Annotated in this window: 19 protein-coding genes; 10 read left to right on the top strand and 9 right to left on the bottom strand. The window is 71.5% G+C overall.

Going from position 1 to position 18371, the window contains the following annotated elements:
- Positions 1 to 2 precede the first annotated feature (2 nt).
- On the bottom strand, positions 3 to 842 hold the full coding sequence (locus AB0K52_RS12045) for a UbiA family prenyltransferase (RefSeq protein ID WP_363530058.1): 840 nt from the start codon (positions 840 to 842) through the stop codon (positions 3 to 5).
- Positions 843 to 867: 25 nt separating this feature from the next.
- Here AB0K52_RS12045 and AB0K52_RS12040 point away from each other — a divergent pair, with 25 nt between their 5' ends.
- The 4 genes from AB0K52_RS12040 to AB0K52_RS12025 all read left to right on the top strand — a co-directional run bounded on the left by AB0K52_RS12040 (position 868) and on the right by AB0K52_RS12025 (position 5345).
- A complete protein-coding gene (locus tag AB0K52_RS12040) occupies positions 868 to 1587 on the top strand; it encodes a methyltransferase domain-containing protein (protein WP_363530055.1) in 720 nt (239 codons plus the stop codon).
- A gap of 220 nt (positions 1588 to 1807) precedes the next feature.
- Complete coding sequence (locus AB0K52_RS12035) at positions 1808 to 3481, top strand: extracellular solute-binding protein (RefSeq protein ID WP_363530052.1); 1674 nt, start codon at positions 1808 to 1810, stop codon at positions 3479 to 3481.
- Entirely contained in the window at positions 3478 to 4461 is a 984-nt protein-coding gene (locus AB0K52_RS12030) for an ABC transporter permease subunit (RefSeq protein WP_363530049.1), read from the top strand. Before AB0K52_RS12035 ends, AB0K52_RS12030 begins: the two co-directional genes overlap by 4 nt.
- Entirely contained in the window at positions 4458 to 5345 is an 888-nt protein-coding gene (locus AB0K52_RS12025; protein WP_363530046.1) for a carbohydrate ABC transporter permease, read from the top strand. Before AB0K52_RS12030 ends, AB0K52_RS12025 begins: the two co-directional genes overlap by 4 nt.
- A gap of 44 nt (positions 5346 to 5389) precedes the next feature.
- On the opposite strand, the gene AB0K52_RS12020 is transcribed toward AB0K52_RS12025, so the two are convergent.
- Complete coding sequence (locus tag AB0K52_RS12020; protein WP_363530043.1) at positions 5390 to 6352, bottom strand: RNA polymerase subunit sigma-70; 963 nt, start codon at positions 6350 to 6352, stop codon at positions 5390 to 5392.
- A 158-nt stretch (positions 6353 to 6510) separates the two neighbouring features.
- Between AB0K52_RS12020 and AB0K52_RS12015 the strand changes: the two genes are divergently transcribed.
- Positions 6511 to 7047 (top strand): dihydrofolate reductase family protein, encoded by a 537-nt coding sequence (locus AB0K52_RS12015; protein ID WP_363530040.1) that lies wholly within the window; start codon positions 6511 to 6513, stop codon positions 7045 to 7047.
- Positions 7048 to 7106: 59 nt separating this feature from the next.
- Here AB0K52_RS12015 and ribA read toward each other — a convergent pair whose 3' ends face one another.
- Positions 7107 to 7739 (bottom strand): GTP cyclohydrolase II, encoded by a 633-nt coding sequence (gene ribA / locus AB0K52_RS12010; RefSeq protein WP_363530037.1) that lies wholly within the window; start codon positions 7737 to 7739, stop codon positions 7107 to 7109.
- An 88-nt stretch (positions 7740 to 7827) separates the two neighbouring features.
- On the opposite strand from ribA, the gene AB0K52_RS12005 reads away from it, so the two are divergent.
- Positions 7828 to 8307 (top strand): MarR family transcriptional regulator, encoded by a 480-nt coding sequence (locus AB0K52_RS12005; protein WP_363530034.1) that lies wholly within the window; start codon positions 7828 to 7830, stop codon positions 8305 to 8307.
- 143 nt (positions 8308 to 8450) lie between these two features.
- Positions 8451 to 9962, top strand: coding sequence for an alpha/beta hydrolase (locus AB0K52_RS12000; RefSeq protein WP_363530032.1), 1512 nt, complete (start codon positions 8451 to 8453; stop codon positions 9960 to 9962).
- A gap of 53 nt (positions 9963 to 10015) precedes the next feature.
- On the opposite strand, the gene AB0K52_RS11995 is transcribed toward AB0K52_RS12000, so the two are convergent.
- Both AB0K52_RS11995 and AB0K52_RS11990 read right to left on the bottom strand, forming a co-directional pair.
- A complete protein-coding gene (locus AB0K52_RS11995) occupies positions 10016 to 11071 on the bottom strand; it encodes a glucose 1-dehydrogenase (protein ID WP_363530029.1) in 1056 nt (351 codons plus the stop codon).
- A 6-nt stretch (positions 11072 to 11077) separates the two neighbouring features.
- Positions 11078 to 12901, bottom strand: a complete 1824-nt coding sequence (locus tag AB0K52_RS11990; protein WP_363530026.1) for a glycoside hydrolase family 15 protein — start codon at positions 12899 to 12901, stop codon at positions 11078 to 11080.
- Between the two features lie 181 nt (positions 12902 to 13082).
- On the opposite strand from AB0K52_RS11990, the gene AB0K52_RS11985 reads away from it, so the two are divergent.
- Together AB0K52_RS11985 and AB0K52_RS11980 are read left to right on the top strand one after the other, a co-directional pair.
- Positions 13083 to 13508, top strand: a complete 426-nt coding sequence (locus AB0K52_RS11985) for a helix-turn-helix domain-containing protein (protein WP_208494641.1) — start codon at positions 13083 to 13085, stop codon at positions 13506 to 13508.
- Between the two features lie 41 nt (positions 13509 to 13549).
- A complete protein-coding gene (locus tag AB0K52_RS11980; protein ID WP_363530023.1) occupies positions 13550 to 13879 on the top strand; it encodes a thioredoxin domain-containing protein in 330 nt (109 codons plus the stop codon).
- A gap of 156 nt (positions 13880 to 14035) precedes the next feature.
- Here the strand turns inward: AB0K52_RS11980 and AB0K52_RS11975 are convergent, their stop codons facing one another.
- From AB0K52_RS11975 to AB0K52_RS11965, 3 genes are read right to left on the bottom strand one after another with little or no spacing between them, the layout of a single operon-like run.
- On the bottom strand, positions 14036 to 14962 hold the full coding sequence (locus tag AB0K52_RS11975; RefSeq protein WP_363530021.1) for an alpha/beta hydrolase: 927 nt from the start codon (positions 14960 to 14962) through the stop codon (positions 14036 to 14038).
- Between the two features lie 15 nt (positions 14963 to 14977).
- Positions 14978 to 16144, bottom strand: coding sequence for a damage-control phosphatase ARMT1 family protein (locus AB0K52_RS11970; RefSeq protein ID WP_363530018.1), 1167 nt, complete (start codon positions 16142 to 16144; stop codon positions 14978 to 14980).
- Positions 16137 to 16730, bottom strand: a complete 594-nt coding sequence (locus tag AB0K52_RS11965; RefSeq protein WP_363530015.1) for a TetR family transcriptional regulator — start codon at positions 16728 to 16730, stop codon at positions 16137 to 16139. Before AB0K52_RS11965 ends, AB0K52_RS11970 begins: the two co-directional genes overlap by 8 nt.
- A gap of 98 nt (positions 16731 to 16828) precedes the next feature.
- On the opposite strand from AB0K52_RS11965, the gene AB0K52_RS11960 reads away from it, so the two are divergent.
- Positions 16829 to 17983, top strand: coding sequence for an FAD-dependent oxidoreductase (locus AB0K52_RS11960; RefSeq protein WP_363530012.1), 1155 nt, complete (start codon positions 16829 to 16831; stop codon positions 17981 to 17983).
- Here AB0K52_RS11960 and AB0K52_RS11955 read toward each other — a convergent pair.
- On the bottom strand, positions 17980 to 18342 hold the full coding sequence (locus AB0K52_RS11955) for an Imm51 family immunity protein (RefSeq protein WP_363530009.1): 363 nt from the start codon (positions 18340 to 18342) through the stop codon (positions 17980 to 17982). The two genes, AB0K52_RS11960 and AB0K52_RS11955, sit on opposite strands and share 4 nt — an antisense overlap.
- Positions 18343 to 18371 lie beyond the last annotated feature (29 nt).

Genomic DNA, 18371 nt, shown 5'->3' with positions numbered 1-18371 from the left:
AATCATGTGAACGAGATTCCAATATGGAGCAACAAGGCGACGTCGAGGACGGCCACGAGCATCACCGCGCGGAACGCCGCGCGCGAGCGGGGGCGGCGGTCGCGGCCGGTGCCGTCCAGGAGGAACCCGACGACGAGGATGCCCACGGCCAGGGGCACGGTCGCGAGCGCGACCGGCGACGGCGGGCCCTCCGGACCGAACACGAGCAGCACGGAGGTGGCGAGGACCAGTGCGGCCGTGGCGAACCGGCTCACGGCCGGGCCGAGGCGGTGCGGCAGGCCGCGCACGCCGGTGGCGGCGTCGTCGGCGAGGTCGGGCAGGACGTTGACGAAGTGGGCGGCAGAGCCGAGCGCGGCGGCCGCGGCGAAGAGCCACGCGGGCGGGAACGGCTCGCCGTCCGAGAGGAACGCGGGCAGGAGTCCGAACGAGAACGCGAAGGGCGCCACCGAGAACGCGGTGGCCTTGACGCCGAGGTCGTAGGCCCAGGCCGAGGCGAGGGCGGCGAGGTGCGCGGCGGCGGCGAGCGGGGCCGAGAACAGGGTGAGCACGACCGCGGCGACCGCGGCGGCGAAGAACGCGGCGCGCACGGTCGCCGGTCTGATCGCGTTGGCGGCCAAGGGCTTGTCGGTGCGGCCGACGCTGGCGTCGCGGGGCGCGTCGATGAGGTCGTTGAGCCAGCCGACCGAGAGCTGCCCGGTGAAGACGGCGGCGGTGGCGATGACCGCCGACCAGGGCGTGCGGTCCGAGGTGAGCGCGAGCCCGGCGGCGACGGCCGAGACCGCGACGGCGGGCAGCGGGTGAGAGGACATCACCAGCGCGCGGCTCGCCGTCAAGTGCTTCACCGCGCCAGTGTGCCACCCTGGCGGGATGAGCGGAAGCCCCGAAACACCGAACGACCCGGCCCTCTACGACCGGCTCGCGGGCGAGTGGTGGCGGCCGCGCGGCGTCTTCGCGATGCTGCACTGGCTCGCGGCGGCGCGGGCCGGGCTCATCCCGGCCGCGCCGCGCGACGGCGCGGTCCTGGTGGACCTGGGCTGCGGGGCCGGGCTGCTCGCGCCGCATCTGGAAGGCAAGGGCTACACGCATATCGGCGTGGACCTCTCGCCGGAGTCGCTGCGGCAGGCGGCCGACCACGGCGTGCTCGTCGTCCGCGCGGACGTGCGCGCGGTGCCGCTGCCGGACGCCTGCGCCGAGGTCGTGGCGGCGGGCGAGATCCTGGAGCACGTGCCCGATCTGCCGGGCGCGGTGGCCGAAGCCTGCCGCCTCCTGCGCCCGGGCGGCCTCCTCGTGATCGACACCCTCGCCGCGACCGCCTTGAGCCGCTTCCTCGCCATCACGGTCGCCGAACGCCTGCCGCGCTTCGCGACGCGCGGCGTCCACGACCCGGCCCTCCTCGTCGACCGCGACCGCCTCGTCGCGGAGTGCGCGAAACACGGTGTGGCACTGGAACTGCGCGGCATCCGGCCGTCCCTGCGGGACTTCACCGCCTGGCTGGCGGGCCGCCGCCCGACCGTGCGCATGCGCCCGATCCGGACCACCGCGGTCCTCTTCCAGGCCCGCGGCCGCAAATCCGCGCCGAGGCCGTAGGGGGCGGCCTGGCGCGCTCCATCGGGCACTGTGGACCGACACCGGTGCCGGGACCTGGTCCGGAGGCGACTGGTGGGGTGGGTGTTGCGGGGGTCTCATCCATGTAGCTATATTTGTTTGGTCATACCATTAAACAACGGCCCCTCCGGCCCGCGCCCTCGGCATCGCGCGGACCAGCAGTACTCCCGGCAGCCTGTATCCCCCAACGAAAGGCATCGCCATGGGCGACACCTCAAGCAACGTCCCCTCCATCCGCCTCCAGCGCCGCGGCCTGTTCCAGGCCGGGGCGGCGGGCGCGGTCGCCGCGTCACTCGCCGGGTGCGCGGCGCTCGACGAAGGGCCCGAGGGCACGGCGGCGGGCTCGGACGAACTCGCCGACCTGCTCCCCACGTACACCCCGTACGAGGGCGGCGTCGAGCCCGACCTTCCGGGCCAGCCCGACGGGACCGTCACGCCCGGCTACCTCGCGCGGCCGGCCGAGCCCGTCCAGGTCGTCACCGAGCCGGTGATGACGACCGGCGAGGACATCACCGCCATCACGCCGCTGTGGAACCCCACGCCGCCCGGCCTGCCCGACAACTCGTACTTCACCTCGGTCAACGAGATCCTGGGCGGCACCGTCGTCTTCACCATCGCCGACGGCAACAACTACCTCGACAAGATCACCACCACCCTCGCCAGCGGCGACGTCCCCGACATGTTCCAGATCCCCGGCTGGGAAATCGTCAACCTCTCCGACTTCGGCGAGGCCGCCAACGAGCTGTTCGCCGACCTCTCCCCCTACCTCGCCGGCGACAAGGCCGCCAAGGACTACCCGCTCCTCGCGTCCTACCCCACCGCCGCGTGGGCCATGGGCGTCTTCGGCGGCAAGCTCCTCGGCATCCCGTGGGAACGATCGCCCTACACGAACGCGCTGTTCGCCCGCCAGGACATCCTGGACGAACTCGGCGTGGAGCATCCCACGAACCTCGACGAGCTCCTCGCGGTCGCCGAAGAGGTCAACGACCCCTCGAAGAACCGCTGGGCGTTCGCCAGCATCGACCAGACCGTCCAGGAGGCCATGGGCGTGCCCACCCTCTGGAAGGTCGAGGACGGCAAGCTCGTCCACAAGTTCGAGACCGAGGCGTTCGCCGCCGCGATCGAGTTCACCCGCACCGTGTTCGAGAAGGGCCTCGTCCACCCCGACTACGTGGCCGACCGCCAGACGAACGCGAAGGAGATCATCGGCTCCGGCCAGGCGGTGTTCTTCGAGGACGGCATCGGCGCCTGGGCCGAGATGTTCGGGACCTACCGCAACGTGGAGGGCTTCAACCTCCAGATCGTGGACCCGCTCGCGCGCGAGGCCGGCAGCGAGCCCACCATCTGGCGCGACGACCCGGCCGGGATGTTCTGCTTCATCAAGAAGGACCTCTCCGAAGAGCGCATCAAGGAGTGCCTGCGGGTCGCCAACTGGTGCTCCGCGCCCTACGGCACCGTGGAGTACGACCTCGTCGCGGACGGCGTCGAAGGCGTCCACTTCACCGTCGACGCCGAAGGCGTGCCCCAGCGCACCGAGCTGGGCCACACCGAGGTCGCCCCCACGTACATGTTCCTCTCCGGCAGGTCCAACGCGAACAACCGGTTCCAGTACCCCGGCATGGTCGAGCGCCTGCACGAATGGGAGACCAACGCCGCCCCCGCCCTCGACCCCAGCCCCTTCCAGGGCCTGCGCATCGAGATGCCCTCCGACCTCTCCGCCGAGAACGAGCCGATGAAGGAGGCCCACCACGAGATCTACCGCGGCCAGCGCGACGTCGCGGCGTGGACCCAGATCGTCGAGGACTGGCGCGCCAAGGTGGGCGACTCCGCCCGCGAGTACTACACCAAGATCGCAGAGGACAACGACCGACTGTGACCGCGTTGACCACCCAGGCGTCCCCGACCGGACAGGTCGGGGACGCCCCGAAGCGGAAGGCGAAGCCCCGGGCGCACTGGCGGGAGCGGCTGCGCCGCGACTGGCCGCTGCTCCTCATGGCCGCGCCGATGATGATCCTGGTGTGGGGGTTCTGGTGGGTCCCCGCCCTGGGCAACGTGATCGCCTTCCAGGACTACAAGCCGTTCACCGGCGGCATCTTCGGATCGCGCCTGGTCGGCTTCACGCACTTCCAGGTGCTGTTCACCGACCCCGAGTTCGTGCGGGCCGTGGTGAACACGCTGTCGATCACCGCGTTCCAGCTGGTGTTCTACTTCCCGGTGCCGATCGCGCTCGCGCTGCTCATGCACTCCCTCGTGTCCGAGCGCCTGCGGTCGATGCTGCAGAGCGTGGTGTACCTGCCGTACTTCTTCTCCTGGGTGCTCGTCATCGCGATCTTCCAGCAGATGCTCGGCGGGGCCGGCCTGCTCTCGCAGGTGCTGCGCGCCAACGGTTTCGAGGGCGTGGACTGGATGACCGATCCGGACACGTTCATCCTGCTGGTGACCTCGCAGGCGATCTGGAAGGAGGCCGGGTTCGGGGCCATCATCTTCCTCGCGGCGCTGGCCGCGATCGACCCGAACCAGTACGAGGCGGCGGCCGTGGACGGGGCCGGGCGCTGGCGCCGGCTCTGGCACATCACGCTGCCCGGCATCCGGCCGGTGATCGTGCTCCTGCTGATCCTGCGGCTGGGCGACGCGCTCAACGTCGGCTTCGAGCAGTTCTTCCTGCAGCGCAGCGCGGTCGGCACGCAGGCCTCGGAAGTGTTCGACACGTTCGTGTACTACAGCGGCATCCGCACCGGCGACTTCGACTACGGGGCCGCGGCGGGGCTGTTCAAGGGCGTGGTCGGGCTCGTGCTGATCCTGGCCGCCAACAGATTCGCCCACATGCTGGGCGAGCGGGGGGTGTATTCGAAGTGAAGGCGACCAGGCCCGCGTGGGAGGAGAGGCCCACCGCAGCCGGGCAGGCCGTCAAGGCCGCGAGCATCGTGGTGATCGCGCTCTTGATCCTGTTCCCGCTCTATACGATCGCATTGACGAGCCTGTCGAGCGGCGAGACCGTGAACCGCGTGGGCGGGCTCGTGGTGTGGCCGGGCGACGGCATCACGTTCAGCGCGTACGAGCAGATGTTCCGCAATCCGGTCGTGCTGCGGTCCCTGATCGTGTCGCTGGGGATCACCGCGGTCGGCACGGTCATCAGCGTGGTCGTCTCGATCCTCGGCGCGTACTCGCTGTCGCGGCCGGGCTCGTTCGGGCACAAGACGATCCTGTTCTCGGTGCTGCTCATGTTCGTGATCTTCCCGGGCCTCATCCCCGTGTACCTGTGGGTGAGCGCGATCGGGCTGCGCGACAACTACCTGGCGGTCATCCTGCCGATGGCGGTGTCGGCGTTCAACGTCGTGGTGCTGCGGGCGTTCTTCATGAGCATCCCGCAGGAGCTGTTCGACTCGGCGCGCATCGACGGCGCCGGGGAGTTCCGGGTGCTGTGGCAGATCGTGACCCCGCTGTCGAAAGCCGTGATCGCCGTGGTCACGCTGTTCTACGCGGTCGCGTACTGGAACAACTGGTTCAACGCGTTCCTGTACCTCGACGACACCTCGAAGTGGCCGCTCGCACTGGTGCTGCGCACGTACGTGGTGGAGTCGGCGCCGCTGCCGCAGGCCTCGGGCCTGCAGGACGCGCCGCCGACACTGGCGGTGAAGATGGCGATCGTGATGGTCGCGATCATCCCCGCCCTCGTCATCTACCCGTTCGTGCAGAAGCACTTCAAGAAGGGCGTCATCATCGGCGCCGTCAAGGGCTGAGCATTCGGGCCGACCGGGGCCGCGCGGTTCCGGTCGGCCCGGTCTCAAATCTCGAGTGACGGCGGCAGCCCGCACCTCGCGATCAGCGCCGCGTCCGTGAACACGGTGACGCGCGCGATCCCGGTCGCGGTGACCGTGAGCAGGCCGAGTCCGAAGCCCTGATAGGAGCCGTCGCCGGCGCGACGGTAGCACGCGAGCGCGGGCTGCCCGCTCGCCTCGGTCGGCAGCGTCCGCCAGACGCCGAGCGCCTCGGTGACGCGCCCGAGGTAGGGGACGCAGGCGCCCCGGCCGTCGAGCCGAGTGCCGGTGCCCGCGACCTCCAGGACCGCGTCCCGGCGCAGCAGCCGCTCGAACGCGGCGGTGTCGGCGTGCTCGAACGCGTCCATGTACTGCCGCAGCAGCAGTCGCGCCTGAGGATGGTCCGGTTCGAGGACGTCGGACGCGTCGGGCCGCACCTCCTCCATGCGGCGGCGGGCGCGCTGGAGCAGGCTCTTGACCGCGCCCACCTTCATGTCCAGTGCCGCCGCGACCTCCGCGGCCGGCCACGCGAGCACGTCGCGGAGGATCAGCACCGCCCGCTGCCGGGGCGAGAGGAACTGCAGGCTCGCGACCAGCGCGAGCCGAAGTCGCTCCCGGTCGACCGCGACCGCCGCCGGATCCCCCTCGGACGCCAGCATCGCGTGCGGCAGCGGATCGACCCATCGCTCCGCATGCGGTGCAACGGCATCGGCCGGTTCGAGCCCGGACGGGAGCACGCGGCGGCCGCCGTGCCGGAGCGCGCTGAGACACGCGTTCGTCGCGATCCGGTAGAGCCAGGTCCGCAGCGACGACCGGTGCTCGAACCGGTCGAACGAGCGCCACGCCCGCAGGTACGTCTCCTGCACCAGGTCCTCGGCGTCCTGCGCCGAACCGGTCATGCGGTAGCAGTGCGCGAGCAGTTCGGCGCGGAACGGCTCGGCCCGGTCGCCGAACTCGGCCGCGGTCACCGGTGCCGCCATGCTGTCCATCGGTCTCCTCGTCGTCTCCCCCGCCGCGCGGCGGGGCCTCCATAGGTAGACGAAGCGGCGCCCCGAAAAGCATCGCGCCCGCGCGATTCCTTTCCCGCTCCCCCGCGGTCAGTACCAGTGCCGCACCTAATGCGGCCGGAACCAGGGAAAGGCAGCACATGCGCACCGTCATCGAATCGACGCTCATCTCCGCCGACGGCGTCCTCAACGACCCCGGCTCGTGGGCGATGCCCTACTTCAACGAGGAGTTCACCGCCGAGGCGGCGGCGCTGCTGCAAGACGCCGACGCGATGCTCATGGGCCGCGGCACCTATGAGGACCTGGCCCCCCGCTGGCCCGGGCAGTCCGGGCCGTTCGCGGACGCCATCAACGGCATCCGCAAGTACGTGTTCTCCTCCACACTGGAGGACGCGGACTGGAGCAACGCCGTCGTCGTCCGCGGGGACGCGGTCAAGGAGACGGCCCGACTCAAGGAGGAGGGCGGGGGCGACCTCGTGCTCTTCGGCCACGGCCGCCTGAGCCGCAGCCTCTTCGAGCACGGCCTGGTCGACGTGCTGCGCCTGGCGGTCCACCCGGTCGTCGTGGGCGAGCCGCTCGGCTCGTTCACCGAGCACCGTAGGACGCCGCTGCGGCTGGTCGAGAGCCACGCCCGCCAGAACGGCGTGGTCGTGCAGACCTACCGGACCGGGGAGTGACCTCGGGCTGAGGCGGGCGAACGGCCCGCATCGTCGCGATGCGGGCCGTTCGGCGCTCGTCAGGCGGCGAGGCCGGCCAGGGCGATCGTGTGGCCCGTGTGCTCGACCTTGGCGCTGAGGTAGCGGACGTTGCTGCCGGTCGCGAACACGCCCGTGGGGACGGTCGCGGTGACGTCGGCACCGAGGCCGCGCAGCTGGCGGGCCTTGTCCGGGTTGTTCGTCAGCAGCTCGAACGGGCCGGTGCCGAGCGCTTCGAGCATCTGCGCGGCGGCGGTGTAGTCGCGGCCGTCCTCGGGCAGGCCCAGGGCGGTGTTGGCCTCGTAGGTGTCGAGGCCGTCGTCCTGCAGGGCGTAGGCGTCGAGCTTGTTGTAGAGGCCGATGCCGCGGCCTTCCTGCCGCATGTAGAGCAGGACGCCGCCGCGCTCGCTGATGCGTTCGACGGCCTCGCGCAGCTGGGGGCCGCAGTCGCAGCGGGCCGAGCCGAAGACGTCGCCGGTCAGGCACTCGGAGTGGAGCCGCACGAGCGGGGGCGCGCCGGGCGCGGGGTGGCCGAGGACGAGGGCCAAGTGCTCCTGCCCGTCGGCGAGGCCTTTGAAGGTGACGGCCTCGGCCGTGGTCTCGTAGCCGTCGTTGAAGCGAAGGGGGATGGTGACGCGGGTGCGGACCGCGGCAGTCGCGTGAACGGTGTCCATGTCGTCTCCGATCATCTGGTTCAAATTTGAACCGCTCGCACTAAGGTACAGTTGAGTTCAAATTTGAACAAGGAGATAGGCTGGAGGCATGGGTCACACGAATTGGCTGAACGACGAAGAGATGGACGCGTGGATCGCGTTCGTCTCATCGGCCGCGCTGGTCGACCGCGAGCTCGACCAGCAGCTCAAGGAGGACATGGGCCTCTCGCACCTCCAGTACCAGATCCTCATGACCCTGAACGGGGCCGAATCGGGCGCGATGCGCATGACCGAGCTCGCCGAACGGCTCATCAACTCCAAGAGCGGCCTGACCTACCAGATCGGCCAGATGGAGAAGGCCGGGCTCGTCACCCGCCGCCAATGCGAGTGGAGCAAGAGCGGCGTCCTCGCCGAGATCACGCCCGAAGGCCGCGCCACGCTCGAGCGCGCCGCGCCCGGCCATGTGCAGGCCGTGCGGGACGTCCTCATCGACGTCCTCACACCCGAGGAGCGCGACGCGATCGCCACCGGTCTCGGCCGGGTCCGCGACCGCATCGCCGAGCGCAAGCAGGGCGGCACCTGCTGGTAGCCGGCCGCCGGAATCGGACCGCAAAAGGTACAGCCTGCGGGATCCCCACGGCGGCAACACCTTCCATAGACTCTCAAACGGAACAGGAACGACCGGACCGCGCCCGCGCGGTCCGGTGTACTTCGGGCAGAAGGACTTCCGGTATGAGAGCAACCACCCGACACTTGACCGCGGCCGGCTCGGCCGCGGTCCTCGCAATCACGCTCCTCGCCGCCGCCCCCGCGGCGGCAGGCCCCGCACACCACGGCATCGACTGGCAGCCCTGTCCCGACACGGACCCGGCCGAAGCGGTCGAGTGCGCCACCATCGAGGTTCCCCTCGACTACGACCGCCCATGGGGCGAGAAGATCGAGATCGGCCTGGCGCGCAGGCAGGCCGCGAACCCGGACGAGAGGATCGGCACGATCCTCATGGACCCCGGCGGGCCCGGCGGTTCGGGCGTCGAGAGCGTCAAGGAGTACAACCCGCTCACCGGCCAGGCCGCCGAGCGGTTCGACATCGTCGGCTTCGACCCGCGCGGCGTCAACACCAGCACCCAGGTCCTCTGCGGCGCAGAGGCCGTGAGCGCGGTGGACGCCATCGGCGTCCCCACCGACGAGGTCTCCTTCGAAGCGCTCGAGGACGCCAACGCGGCGCTCACCGCCGACTGCCACGAGCGCACCGGGAAGCTCTTCGACCACGTCTCGAACCTCGAGACCGTCGAGGACATGGAGCGCATCCGCCGCGCCCTCGGTGAAGGCAGGCTCAACTACCTCGGCTACTCGTACGGGACCATCATGGGCCAGCAGTACGCCGAGCAGTACCCGCGCAAGATCCGCACGATGGTCCTCGACGGCAACATGGACCACAGCCTGGAGACGGTGTGGGACTTCATGAGCAGCGAGACCGAGGCCGTCGAGGAGAACTTCGACGCGTTCACCGCCTGGTGCGAGGGCGCGCCCGAATGCGCGCTGCACGGCGAGGACATCGGGTCCCTCTACGAGGACCTCAAGGCGAAGGCCCGCGCCGGGACCCTCATCGACCCCGATTCCGGTGAGCCGCTGGACTTCTACTCGCTGTCCATGTGGTACACGTTCGCCGCGAACACCCCGCAGGCGTGGCCGGGCCTGGCCGAGGCGTACACAGCGATGCGCGACGGCACGCCGCTGCTCGGAGCGCTGCAGGACCAGGAAGCAGTGCCGCACCTGTTCTACCCGGCCTGGTGCCAGGACTACGGCTGGGAGATCGAGGACTACGAGACGTTCGCCTCGCTCCAGCGGCGGCTGAGCGAGGACTACCCGAACGTGGAGTGGACGCCGTACAACAACTACGCGCTCACCTGCATCGGCTCCGGCATCGAGCACACCAACGAACGCGGGGAGCTGGACGTCGACCATGCCCCGCCGATCGTGTTCATCGGCAGCGAGCACGACCCCGCGACGGTGTACGACTGGACGCTGGCCTCCTCCGAGCAGGCCGACGGGCACCTCGTCACCTACGAGGGCTACGGGCACACCGTCTACGGCGGCGTCTCGGACTGCATCGACGAAGCCGTGAACGCCTACTTCGTGGACAAGACCGTCCCCGAGGAGGGCTTGAGCTGCCCGAACCTGGACTTCCCGGGCGCAGGCGCGCTCAGCGACCCGCGGGCGCCCGGCACCGCCGGGCCGTATTAGGCACCGGAGTGGCAGGGGCGGCCGGGTCCTCGGACCCGGCCGCCCCTTTCCCCTTACCCCCCAGTGAGGTCGATGACGACTTTCACGTCGTTCGGTTCGCCCTTGAACGCCGCCTCGTAGTCGCGCAAGGGGACGCGGCGCGTGATGAGGCGGCGGAGCCAGTCGCGGTCGGCCGCGGCCAGGAGCCGGGCCGCCTCCGCGTAGTGGTCCAGGTTGGCGTTCACCGTCCCGAAGACCACGTCGTTCTCCAGGACGATCCGGCGGTTGACGCCGCCCGCGTCCACCGCGACCTCCCTTCCGGCGGGCGAGACGCCCGTGAGGCAGGTGACGCCGAAGGCGCCGGTCGCGCTGATCGCGTCGAAGACGAGCGCGGAGGCACCCGTGGCCTCGATGACGATGTCCGGCTCGGCCGCGGCGACGGCCGTGGCCATGTTCTCGTGGTGGTAGACCGCGCCGAGCGCGGCGGCGAGCTTGGGCTTCGGCCCGCCCTCGTTGTGGTCGTAGACGTGCACGTCGAGCCCGCGGGCCGCGCCCACCTGCGCGGCCAGCAGCCCGATCGGGCCCGCGCCGGTGATGAGGACGGACTTCGGCTCGAACCAGGCGCGGCCGCCGATCCGGTCGATCTGGTCCCAGGCCTTGGCGATGACGCTCATCGGTTCCAGGAGCACCCCCACGTCGGAGAGGTCCGGGTCGAGCTTCACCGCGTACTCGGCCTCGACGGTCCAGCGCTCGCTGGCGTACCCGTCGAGCTGCTTGATGCCGCGCTCGAGGTATTCGCCGTTGCGGCACGAGTCGAACTGGCCGCGCGCGCACGCCCCGCACGGCACCGGATCGGGGCGGCGCACCACGCCGACCACGAGATCCCCCGGCGCGAACCCGCTGCCCTCGGGGGCCTCCACGACCCGGCCGAGCGACTCGTGGCCGATGACCATCCGGTCCGCGCCCTCGGGCGCCCAGCCGTACTCGCCGCCCGCGAGCTCCTTGTCGGTGCCGCACACGCCGAGCGCGAGGGCCTCGACGAGGAGCTCGCCCTCGCCGGGGCTCGGGTCGTCGATCTCGGCGAGCTCCAGCGTGCCCGCTTTGCCGGGCTCGAAAGTCAAGGCGCGCATGGCGGTTCACTCCCTCTCATCGGTCTCCCTCGCGGGCCGCACGGCGTGCGGCTCCTCGGCCGGGTGGGCGCCGCTGAGATGCCGCGCCGCGTTCACCAGGCCCACATGGCTGTACGCCTGCGGGGTGTTGCCGAGGTGCCGCCCGGTGGCCGGGTCCAGCTCCTCGCTCAGGAGTCCGAGGTCGTTGCGCACGCCGAGCAGCCGCTCGAACAGCTCGCGCGCCTCGCGCCCGCGGCCGATGCCCTGCAGGGCGTCCACGAGCCAGAACGTGCACGCCACGAACACGCCCTCGTCGCCGGGCAGGCCGTCCACGCCGCCGTCGGCCGTCACGTCGTACCGCAGCAGGAACCCGTCGCGCGTCAGCTCCTCCTGCACGGCTTCGACCGTGCCGACCACGCGCGGGTCGTCCCACGGCAGGAAGCCCACCTGCGGGAGCAGCAGCAGCGCCGCGTCGAGCCCCTTCGAGCCGTAGAACTGGGTGAAGGTGCCGCGGTCGGCGTCGAAGCCGCGCTCGCACACCTCGGCGTGGACGCGGTCGCGCAGCTCCCGCCAGCGCTCCACCGGGCCGCTGAGCCCGAACCGCTCGACGGCCTGCACGGCGCGGTCGAAGGCGGCCCAGGCCATGACCTTCGAGTGGACGAAGTGGCGGCGCGCGCCGCGGATCTCCCAGAGCCCGTCGTCGGGGTCGGCCCAATGCCGTTCGAGGAAGCGCAGCAGGGCCAGCTGGAGGTCCCACGCGCTCTCGTCGGGTTCGACTTCGGCCGCGCGGGCGAGGTGCAGGGCGTCGAGGGTCTCGCCCCAGACGTCGAGCTGGAACTGCCCGCTGGCGGCGTTGCCGACGCGCACCGGGGCGGAGCCCTCGTAGCCGGGCAGCCAGTGGAGGTCGTGCTCGGGCAGCCAGTGCCGGCCGTCGAGCCCGTACATGATCTGGAGTTCGGCGGGGTCGCCCGCGGCGGCGCGCAGCAGCCACTGCCGCCAGGCGGCGGCCTCGTCCATGAAGCCGGTGCCGAGGAGGGACTGGAGGACGAACGCGGCGTCGCGGAGCCAGCAGAAGCGGTAGTCCCAGTTGCGGACGCCGCCGAGGTCTTCGGGCAGGGAGGTGGTCGCGGCGGCGGCGATGCCGCCGGTGGGCTCGTAGGCGAGGGCCTTGAGGGTGATGAGGGAGCGGCGCACGGCCTCGTCCCATTCGCCTTCGTAGCGAAGGCCGCCGATCCAGTCGTTCCAGAAGGCCTCGGTGTGGGCGAGGGCCCGCTGCGGGTCGGGCGGCCGGGGGCGGTCGAGGTGGGAGAGCTCGTGGATGAGGGTGAAGGCGACGCGTTCGCCTGCGGCGACAGTGAAGTCGGCGCTGGCGGTGCCGTCCTGGACGGCGAGGGGGACGTCGGCGTCGAGCCAGGCGGCGTCGGGTCCGGCGATGGCGGCGAGGTCGGTGCCGCGGCGGCGGAGCCAGGGTTCGACGCGGCCGTAGCCGAAGCGCAGCCGCATCACCGTGCGCATGGGGACGCTGCCGGTGAGGCCTTCGACGACGCGGACGAGGTCGGCGGCGCCGTCGCGCGGGGGCATGGCGTCGCTGACGCGGACGCTCCCGTCGGGAGTGTCCCATTCGGTCTCGAGGATGAGCGTGTCCCCGCGGTAGCGGCGGCGGGTGCAGCGTTCGCCGGTGGCGGGTCCGAGCCGCCAGCTGCCGTTCTCCTCGTCGCCGAGAAGGGCGGCGAAGCAGGCGGGAGAGTCGAAGCGGGGCAGGCACAGCCAGTCGATCGAGCCGTGCGCGTCCACCAGCGCCGCGGTGTGCAGGTCGCCGATCATTCCGTAGTCCTCGATGCGCGAGGCCAAAGCTCCGCTCCCCTCGGTCGGCTGCCGTTCCGCGCGGTCTACCCGTCCTCGCCGCGTGTATGCCCGCGGTAGACGGAGATCACGGCCGCCGTGAACACACTGTCACGGATCGGGGGCGTCGCGGATCGGAACGGTGCGGTCGAGGTCGCCGAGGCTGAGTTCACGGTCTAGACTCTGCACCGTGGAGCATTGCATCGCAGACGTCCTGGAGGTCGTCGGGGACCGGTGGGCGCTGCTCATCGTGCGCGAGACGGCGCTGGGACTGCGCCGGTTCGATCAGCTGCAGGCGTCCACAGGGGCGCCCCGGCAGGTCCTGACCGACCGGCTGCACCGGCTCACCGCGGCCGGGCTCCTCGAGACGCGCCCCTATCGCGTCCCCGGGCAGCGCACGCGAAACGAGTACGTGCTCACCGACGCCGGCATCGACCTGCTCCCCGTCCTGTCGGCCCTGTCCGACTGGGGCGAACGGCATCTCGCCGAGGGCACCCTGCCCGAGATCGTGTACCGGCACAGCAGCTGCGGCGGCCGCGTCACCGCGACCCTGCAGTGCGAGTGCGGCGAGCAGATCGACCCGCACGGGCGGCTCATCGCCGAGGTCCGGCGCTGACCGTCCACCCGCGCACCACCACGCTGAAAGAAGGAAACCGCATGTCGCTCAATGAGACCACCGACGCCGCGTTCGCCGACGACGTCCTCGCGAGCCCGCTGCCGGTGCTCGTGGAGTTCACCGCCGACTGGTGCCCGCCGTGCAAGACCATCGCGCCGGTGCTCGAGCAGATCGCCGCGGGCGAGAGCGAGCGGCTCAAGGTGGTCGCGCTCGACGTCGACGCCAACCCGGAGACGACCCGGAAGTACCAGGTCATGGGCATGCCGACACTCGCGCTGTTCGTCGGGGGCGAGGTCGTCACCCAGGTCATGGGCGCGCGGCCGCGCGCGGCGATCCTCCGCGAGCTCGAGCCGCACCTCCAGGAGGCGTGAGGCCTCAGGGCCCGTCCAGTGCATCAGACCGGTCGCTGTCCGGCCCGTTCGCCCGCTCGCCGCGTTGTCGGCCCTCCCGACACCACCCCGGTGTCGGCCTTCCGCCTTGCGAGCGAACCGACGGATACCGCCGCTCCCTGATGCACAGGACGGGCCCTAGGCGCGCAGTCCTTCGGCGAAGAAGTCGAGGGACCGCGCGACCTCGGCGACCTCGGGCGAGTGGTTGAGGTGCCCGTGCGTCATGCCGAGGGAGAGATAGGACTCGACCGGCACGCCCACTTCGCGCAGCTGGCGTTCGAGCAGGTCCGCGGAGGCGCGCAGGTCGTCGTACTCCGAGACGACGATGCGAGTGCGCGGCAGGCCGTCGAGGCGGGCCGCGCCCGGGAGCGCGTCGGCGGGCACGTCGCTGATGCGGCCCACGTAGTTGCGGACCATGGCCTCGACGCCCTCGGCCTCGAAGCGGAACGGCAGCGGCGCCATCTCAGCGCTCATGGCCGGGCTCAGCGCCGGGTTCGGGTAGTGCGTGAACGGGTAGGCGAGCAGCAGCACGTCGGCCGCGCGGCCGCCGGTGTCCCTGGTGCGCAATGCGGTCGAAAGGGCCAGGGCCGCGCCGGCGCTGGCGCCGCCGAGCCCGAGCGGGCCGCTGTCGGCGTGCTCACCGCACCACCATTCCCAGGCGGCGTGCACGTCGTCGATGGGCACGGGGTACTTGACCTCGCCTTCGGCGAGCCGGTAGTCCACTGAGGCCACCGCGACCCCGGCGCGGCGGGCGAGCTCGATGCTCACCACGTGGCCTTCGTGCATGTCGAGGTCGCCGTAGCGGAATCCGCCGCCGTGGCACCACAGGACCGCGCCGTCGATCGCGCCCTCGGGGCGGTAGAGGCGCAGCGGGATCGGGCCGTGCGGGCCGTCGATCGCGATGTCCTCCACCGTGATGCCGGTGGTGTCCCAGGCGAGGGCGTCGCCGATGTACTCGCTCATGAAGGCCTGGGCGAGCGCGTCCTTCTCCTCATCGGTGGCGCCGGGCGCGGTGGCCTCTTCGAGGCCGCGGAACATCTTGGTGAAGTACTCGTCGACCGGCACGGTCGCCTCCTCGAATCAGTGCAGGACCTGAATCATCGCGTGCGTGCCGCTGATGCGCCAGTCCGGGGAAGCGGTGTCCAGCTTCGTGAGACGGTCTCGCGGGATGCCGACCGCGAGGTCGGATTTGGCGGTGCGGAGGGCGGCGACGTCGCCCGGGAAGTAGCCGGCGACCTCGCCGAAGGGCGCGGTCGGGTCCCATTCGCGGTCGCCCACGAGGCGGCGGTAGTTCAAGTCGCCCTTGACGATCACGAGTTTCGCGGCCGCGTAGTCGGCCGCGAGCGCGGGCGGCAGGTGCCGGTAGGTGGACGGCAGCGCGTAGAAGCCGTGGGTGCGCACGCGCAGCGTCTCGTCGCGGACCGCGTCACGGAGGCGCTGGGCGAGGGCCTGTACGGTCTTGTTCGCGTTGGCGGCCAAGGCGTCGATCGTCGCGAGGAGGTCCTGGCCGGTGGCGTCGGAGACGAAGTACGGGTGCGGCTTGAGGTGGAGCTCCACCGCGGTGGTCTCGAGGATCGCGTCGACGAGGGCGAGGTCGGCGGCGAGTTCGCGGCCGGCGTTGTCGGCCACCACGATCACGGGCCGCTCCCCCGGGCCGTCGACGAGGTCCCAGATCGCGGGGCTGTCGTCCACGACCACGTCGCTCTGGCCCGCGATGTCGTTGTCGGTGCGGAAGCCGAGGTCGGCCTGGTTGCCCCACAGGCTCGCGTAGAGCAGCGCCCGGCGGCGCTCGTCGGGGTCCTTTTCGGCCAGTTCGGTGTAGGCGTCGAGGTCGGCCTTGATCTCCTCCCCCGCGAGCTGGGCGTGCTTCTGCGGCGCGAAGAGGTCGACGCCGCACCAGGGGCTCTCGGCGTCGAAGTACTCGACGGCTTCGAGGAGGCGGCGGTAGAAGTACGACTCGGCCCACAGGTACGGCAGCGCGCTCCAGGGCGTGCCGGCGCGGGCGGCGATCTCGGCCTCCCAGAACGGCAGGTTCGGGCCGGGCGGGACCGAGGCGGGGACCGCGCCGTGCAGGGTCTCCTCCAGGAGGGCTTGGAGCCGTTCGCGGATGCGCGGCGGGTAGGGGAAGTCGGCGAGGAGATTCGCGATGAGGGCCGGGTGGCGCTCGTGGAAGACCGAGCGGCTGAATGAGCCGGGCCGGTCGATGCCGATGCGCGGGGGCAGGTCCAGGCGCTGGTCGTCAGCCATTGCCGCTCCGTTCGTTCGCGGTCGAGCCGACCAGCGCGGTGATCGCGGGCCGGAGGCGGTCGTCGAGGTCCGCGGCGGTGAGGACCAGGTGGTGCAGGGCCCCGACGACGGCGAGCGCGACCGCGGCGGGCTCGGTCGTCTCGGGGAGGCGGCCGAGGCGGCGCTCGGCCGCCAGGTACGCGGCGGCGGCCTGCTCGATGGCGTCGAGGGCGGTGTCGTCGCCGAGCACGTCGTGGACGCGGGCGGCGAGGTCGGGCCGGAGCACGAGGAGGCGGGCGAGCGCGGCGAGGGTGTCGCGGGGGAGGGCGAGGACGGCGTCGCCGAGGTTGGCGGCGATGCCGCCGGCGCCGGCGCGTTCGGGGAGCGATGCGGCGGCGGCGATCACGGTGAAGGAGCGGTCGACGGCGTAGGCGGCGAGGAAGTCGTCGAGGTCGCTGAAGTGGGCGTAGAGGAGTCCGGCGGCGACCCCGGCCTCGGTGGTGACGGCGCGGCCGCTGAGTCTGGCCGGGCCGTCGCGGAGGATCACGCGCTCGGCGGCGGCGAACAGCTGCTGGCGCAGCTCGGGAATGGCGACTCCTCTTGGCACGGGAGCCAGTGTAACGGGCCGGGAAGGGGTGCCCGCCGCGAGATTGAGCATGTGTTCATACTTGGATGAACACACGTTCAAACTTTTGGAGGCGAACCATGGGCAAGCGCAGGGCGATCGTGGTCGGAGCGGGCATCGCCGGACTGGCGGCGGCGCTGGTGCTGCACCGGGCGGGCTGGCACGCCACGGTCGTAGAACGCGCGCCCGCGCGGCGCAGCAGCGGGTACATGCTCAACCTGATCGGCGGCGGCTACGACGCCGTCGAGAGGCTGGGCCTGCTGCCCGAGCTGTCGAAGCGGGACCTCGGGGCGTTCACGTCGGTCCTGGTCCGGGCCGACGGCACGGCGAAGTTCACGGTGCCGCAGGCGATCGTGGAGGCCGCGCAGGGCGCGCGGGCGATGTCGGTGTTCCGAGGCGACCTGGAGACGGTGCTCTACGAAGCCGTGGAGGACACGGCCGACTTCCGCTTCGGCACCACGGTCACCGCCGTCGAGCAGTCCGGCGACGGCGTCGACGCGGTGCTCGGCGACGGCTCGACCATGAACGCGGACTTGCTCATCGGCGCCGACGGGCTGCACTCGGACGTGCGCCGCCTCGTCTTCGGCGAGAAGTCGCGGTTCCGGGTCGACCTGGACCACATGGTCGGCGCGTTCCCGCTGCGCCGGGTCCCCGACGGCCTCGCCGAAGGCAGCGGCACCACGTTCATCGGCCCCGGCCGCACAGCGGCCGTCATCAACCTCGGCCCCGGCCGGTCATCGGCGTTCTTCGCCTACCGCGGCCCCGACACGGACCTCGACCGCGGCGCGGCCACGGCACTCGAGGCGGCCTTCGGCGACCTCGGCGGCGGCGTCCCCGGCGCGCTCGCGCAACTCCGCGAGGCCCCGGACGGCGCCTACTTCGACTCGGTGAGCCAGATCCGCATGGACGCGTGGAGCACCGGCCGGGTCGTCCTCCTCGGCGACGCCGCCTGGTGCGTGACGCTCTTCGCCGGATACGGCGCCGGCCTCGCGCTCGCGGGCGCGCACGCGCTCGGCGAGGCCCTGGACGCCGACGACCTCCCGGCCGCGCTGGCCGCCTGGGAGGCGTGCCTGCGCCCGGAGGTCGCGAAGCGCCAAGCGCTGGCGCGGCGCGGCATCGCCCAGTTCGCGCCGCCGACGAAGTTCCACGTCTGGTTGAGCGACATGGCCATGCGCTCGATCACCCTCCCCGGCGTCCGCCGGCTGGTGCAGCGCTCGATCAGCAGATCGCGCTAGTCGAAGAGGTCGTGCTCGGCGGCGACCTCCAGCGCCTCGACCAGCAGCACCGGGCGCTGCAGCAGCGACTCCAACGTCGACGCGACCTCGCCGAGCGCGGCCCGGTCGGTCCCGTACGCGCAGAACATGCCCGCCTCGCAGTCGAACCTGAAGCGCTCCAGCAGTTCAGGGCGCTCGAGCAGCGAGGCGTGCACGGCCGACTGCCAGTCGTACCCCGACCCCTCGAGGCCGTGGGCCGCGAAGACCTCGGCCAGATGCTGGTCGGCCGGGCCGTTGGGGCTGTAGATCACCGACTCACTGGTCTCGCCCTCCACGAACGTGACGTTGGGAAAGCGCGCGAATTCCGGTCGTTCAGCCATGCCCGAGAGCGTAGCGGCAGCAACCGACA

Source organism: Glycomyces sp. NPDC049804 (assembly GCF_040674615.1).
GTDB lineage: Bacteria > Actinomycetota > Actinomycetes > Mycobacteriales > Micromonosporaceae > Glycomyces > Glycomyces niveus.
This window is presented reverse-complemented; position numbering and strand designations above follow the sequence as displayed.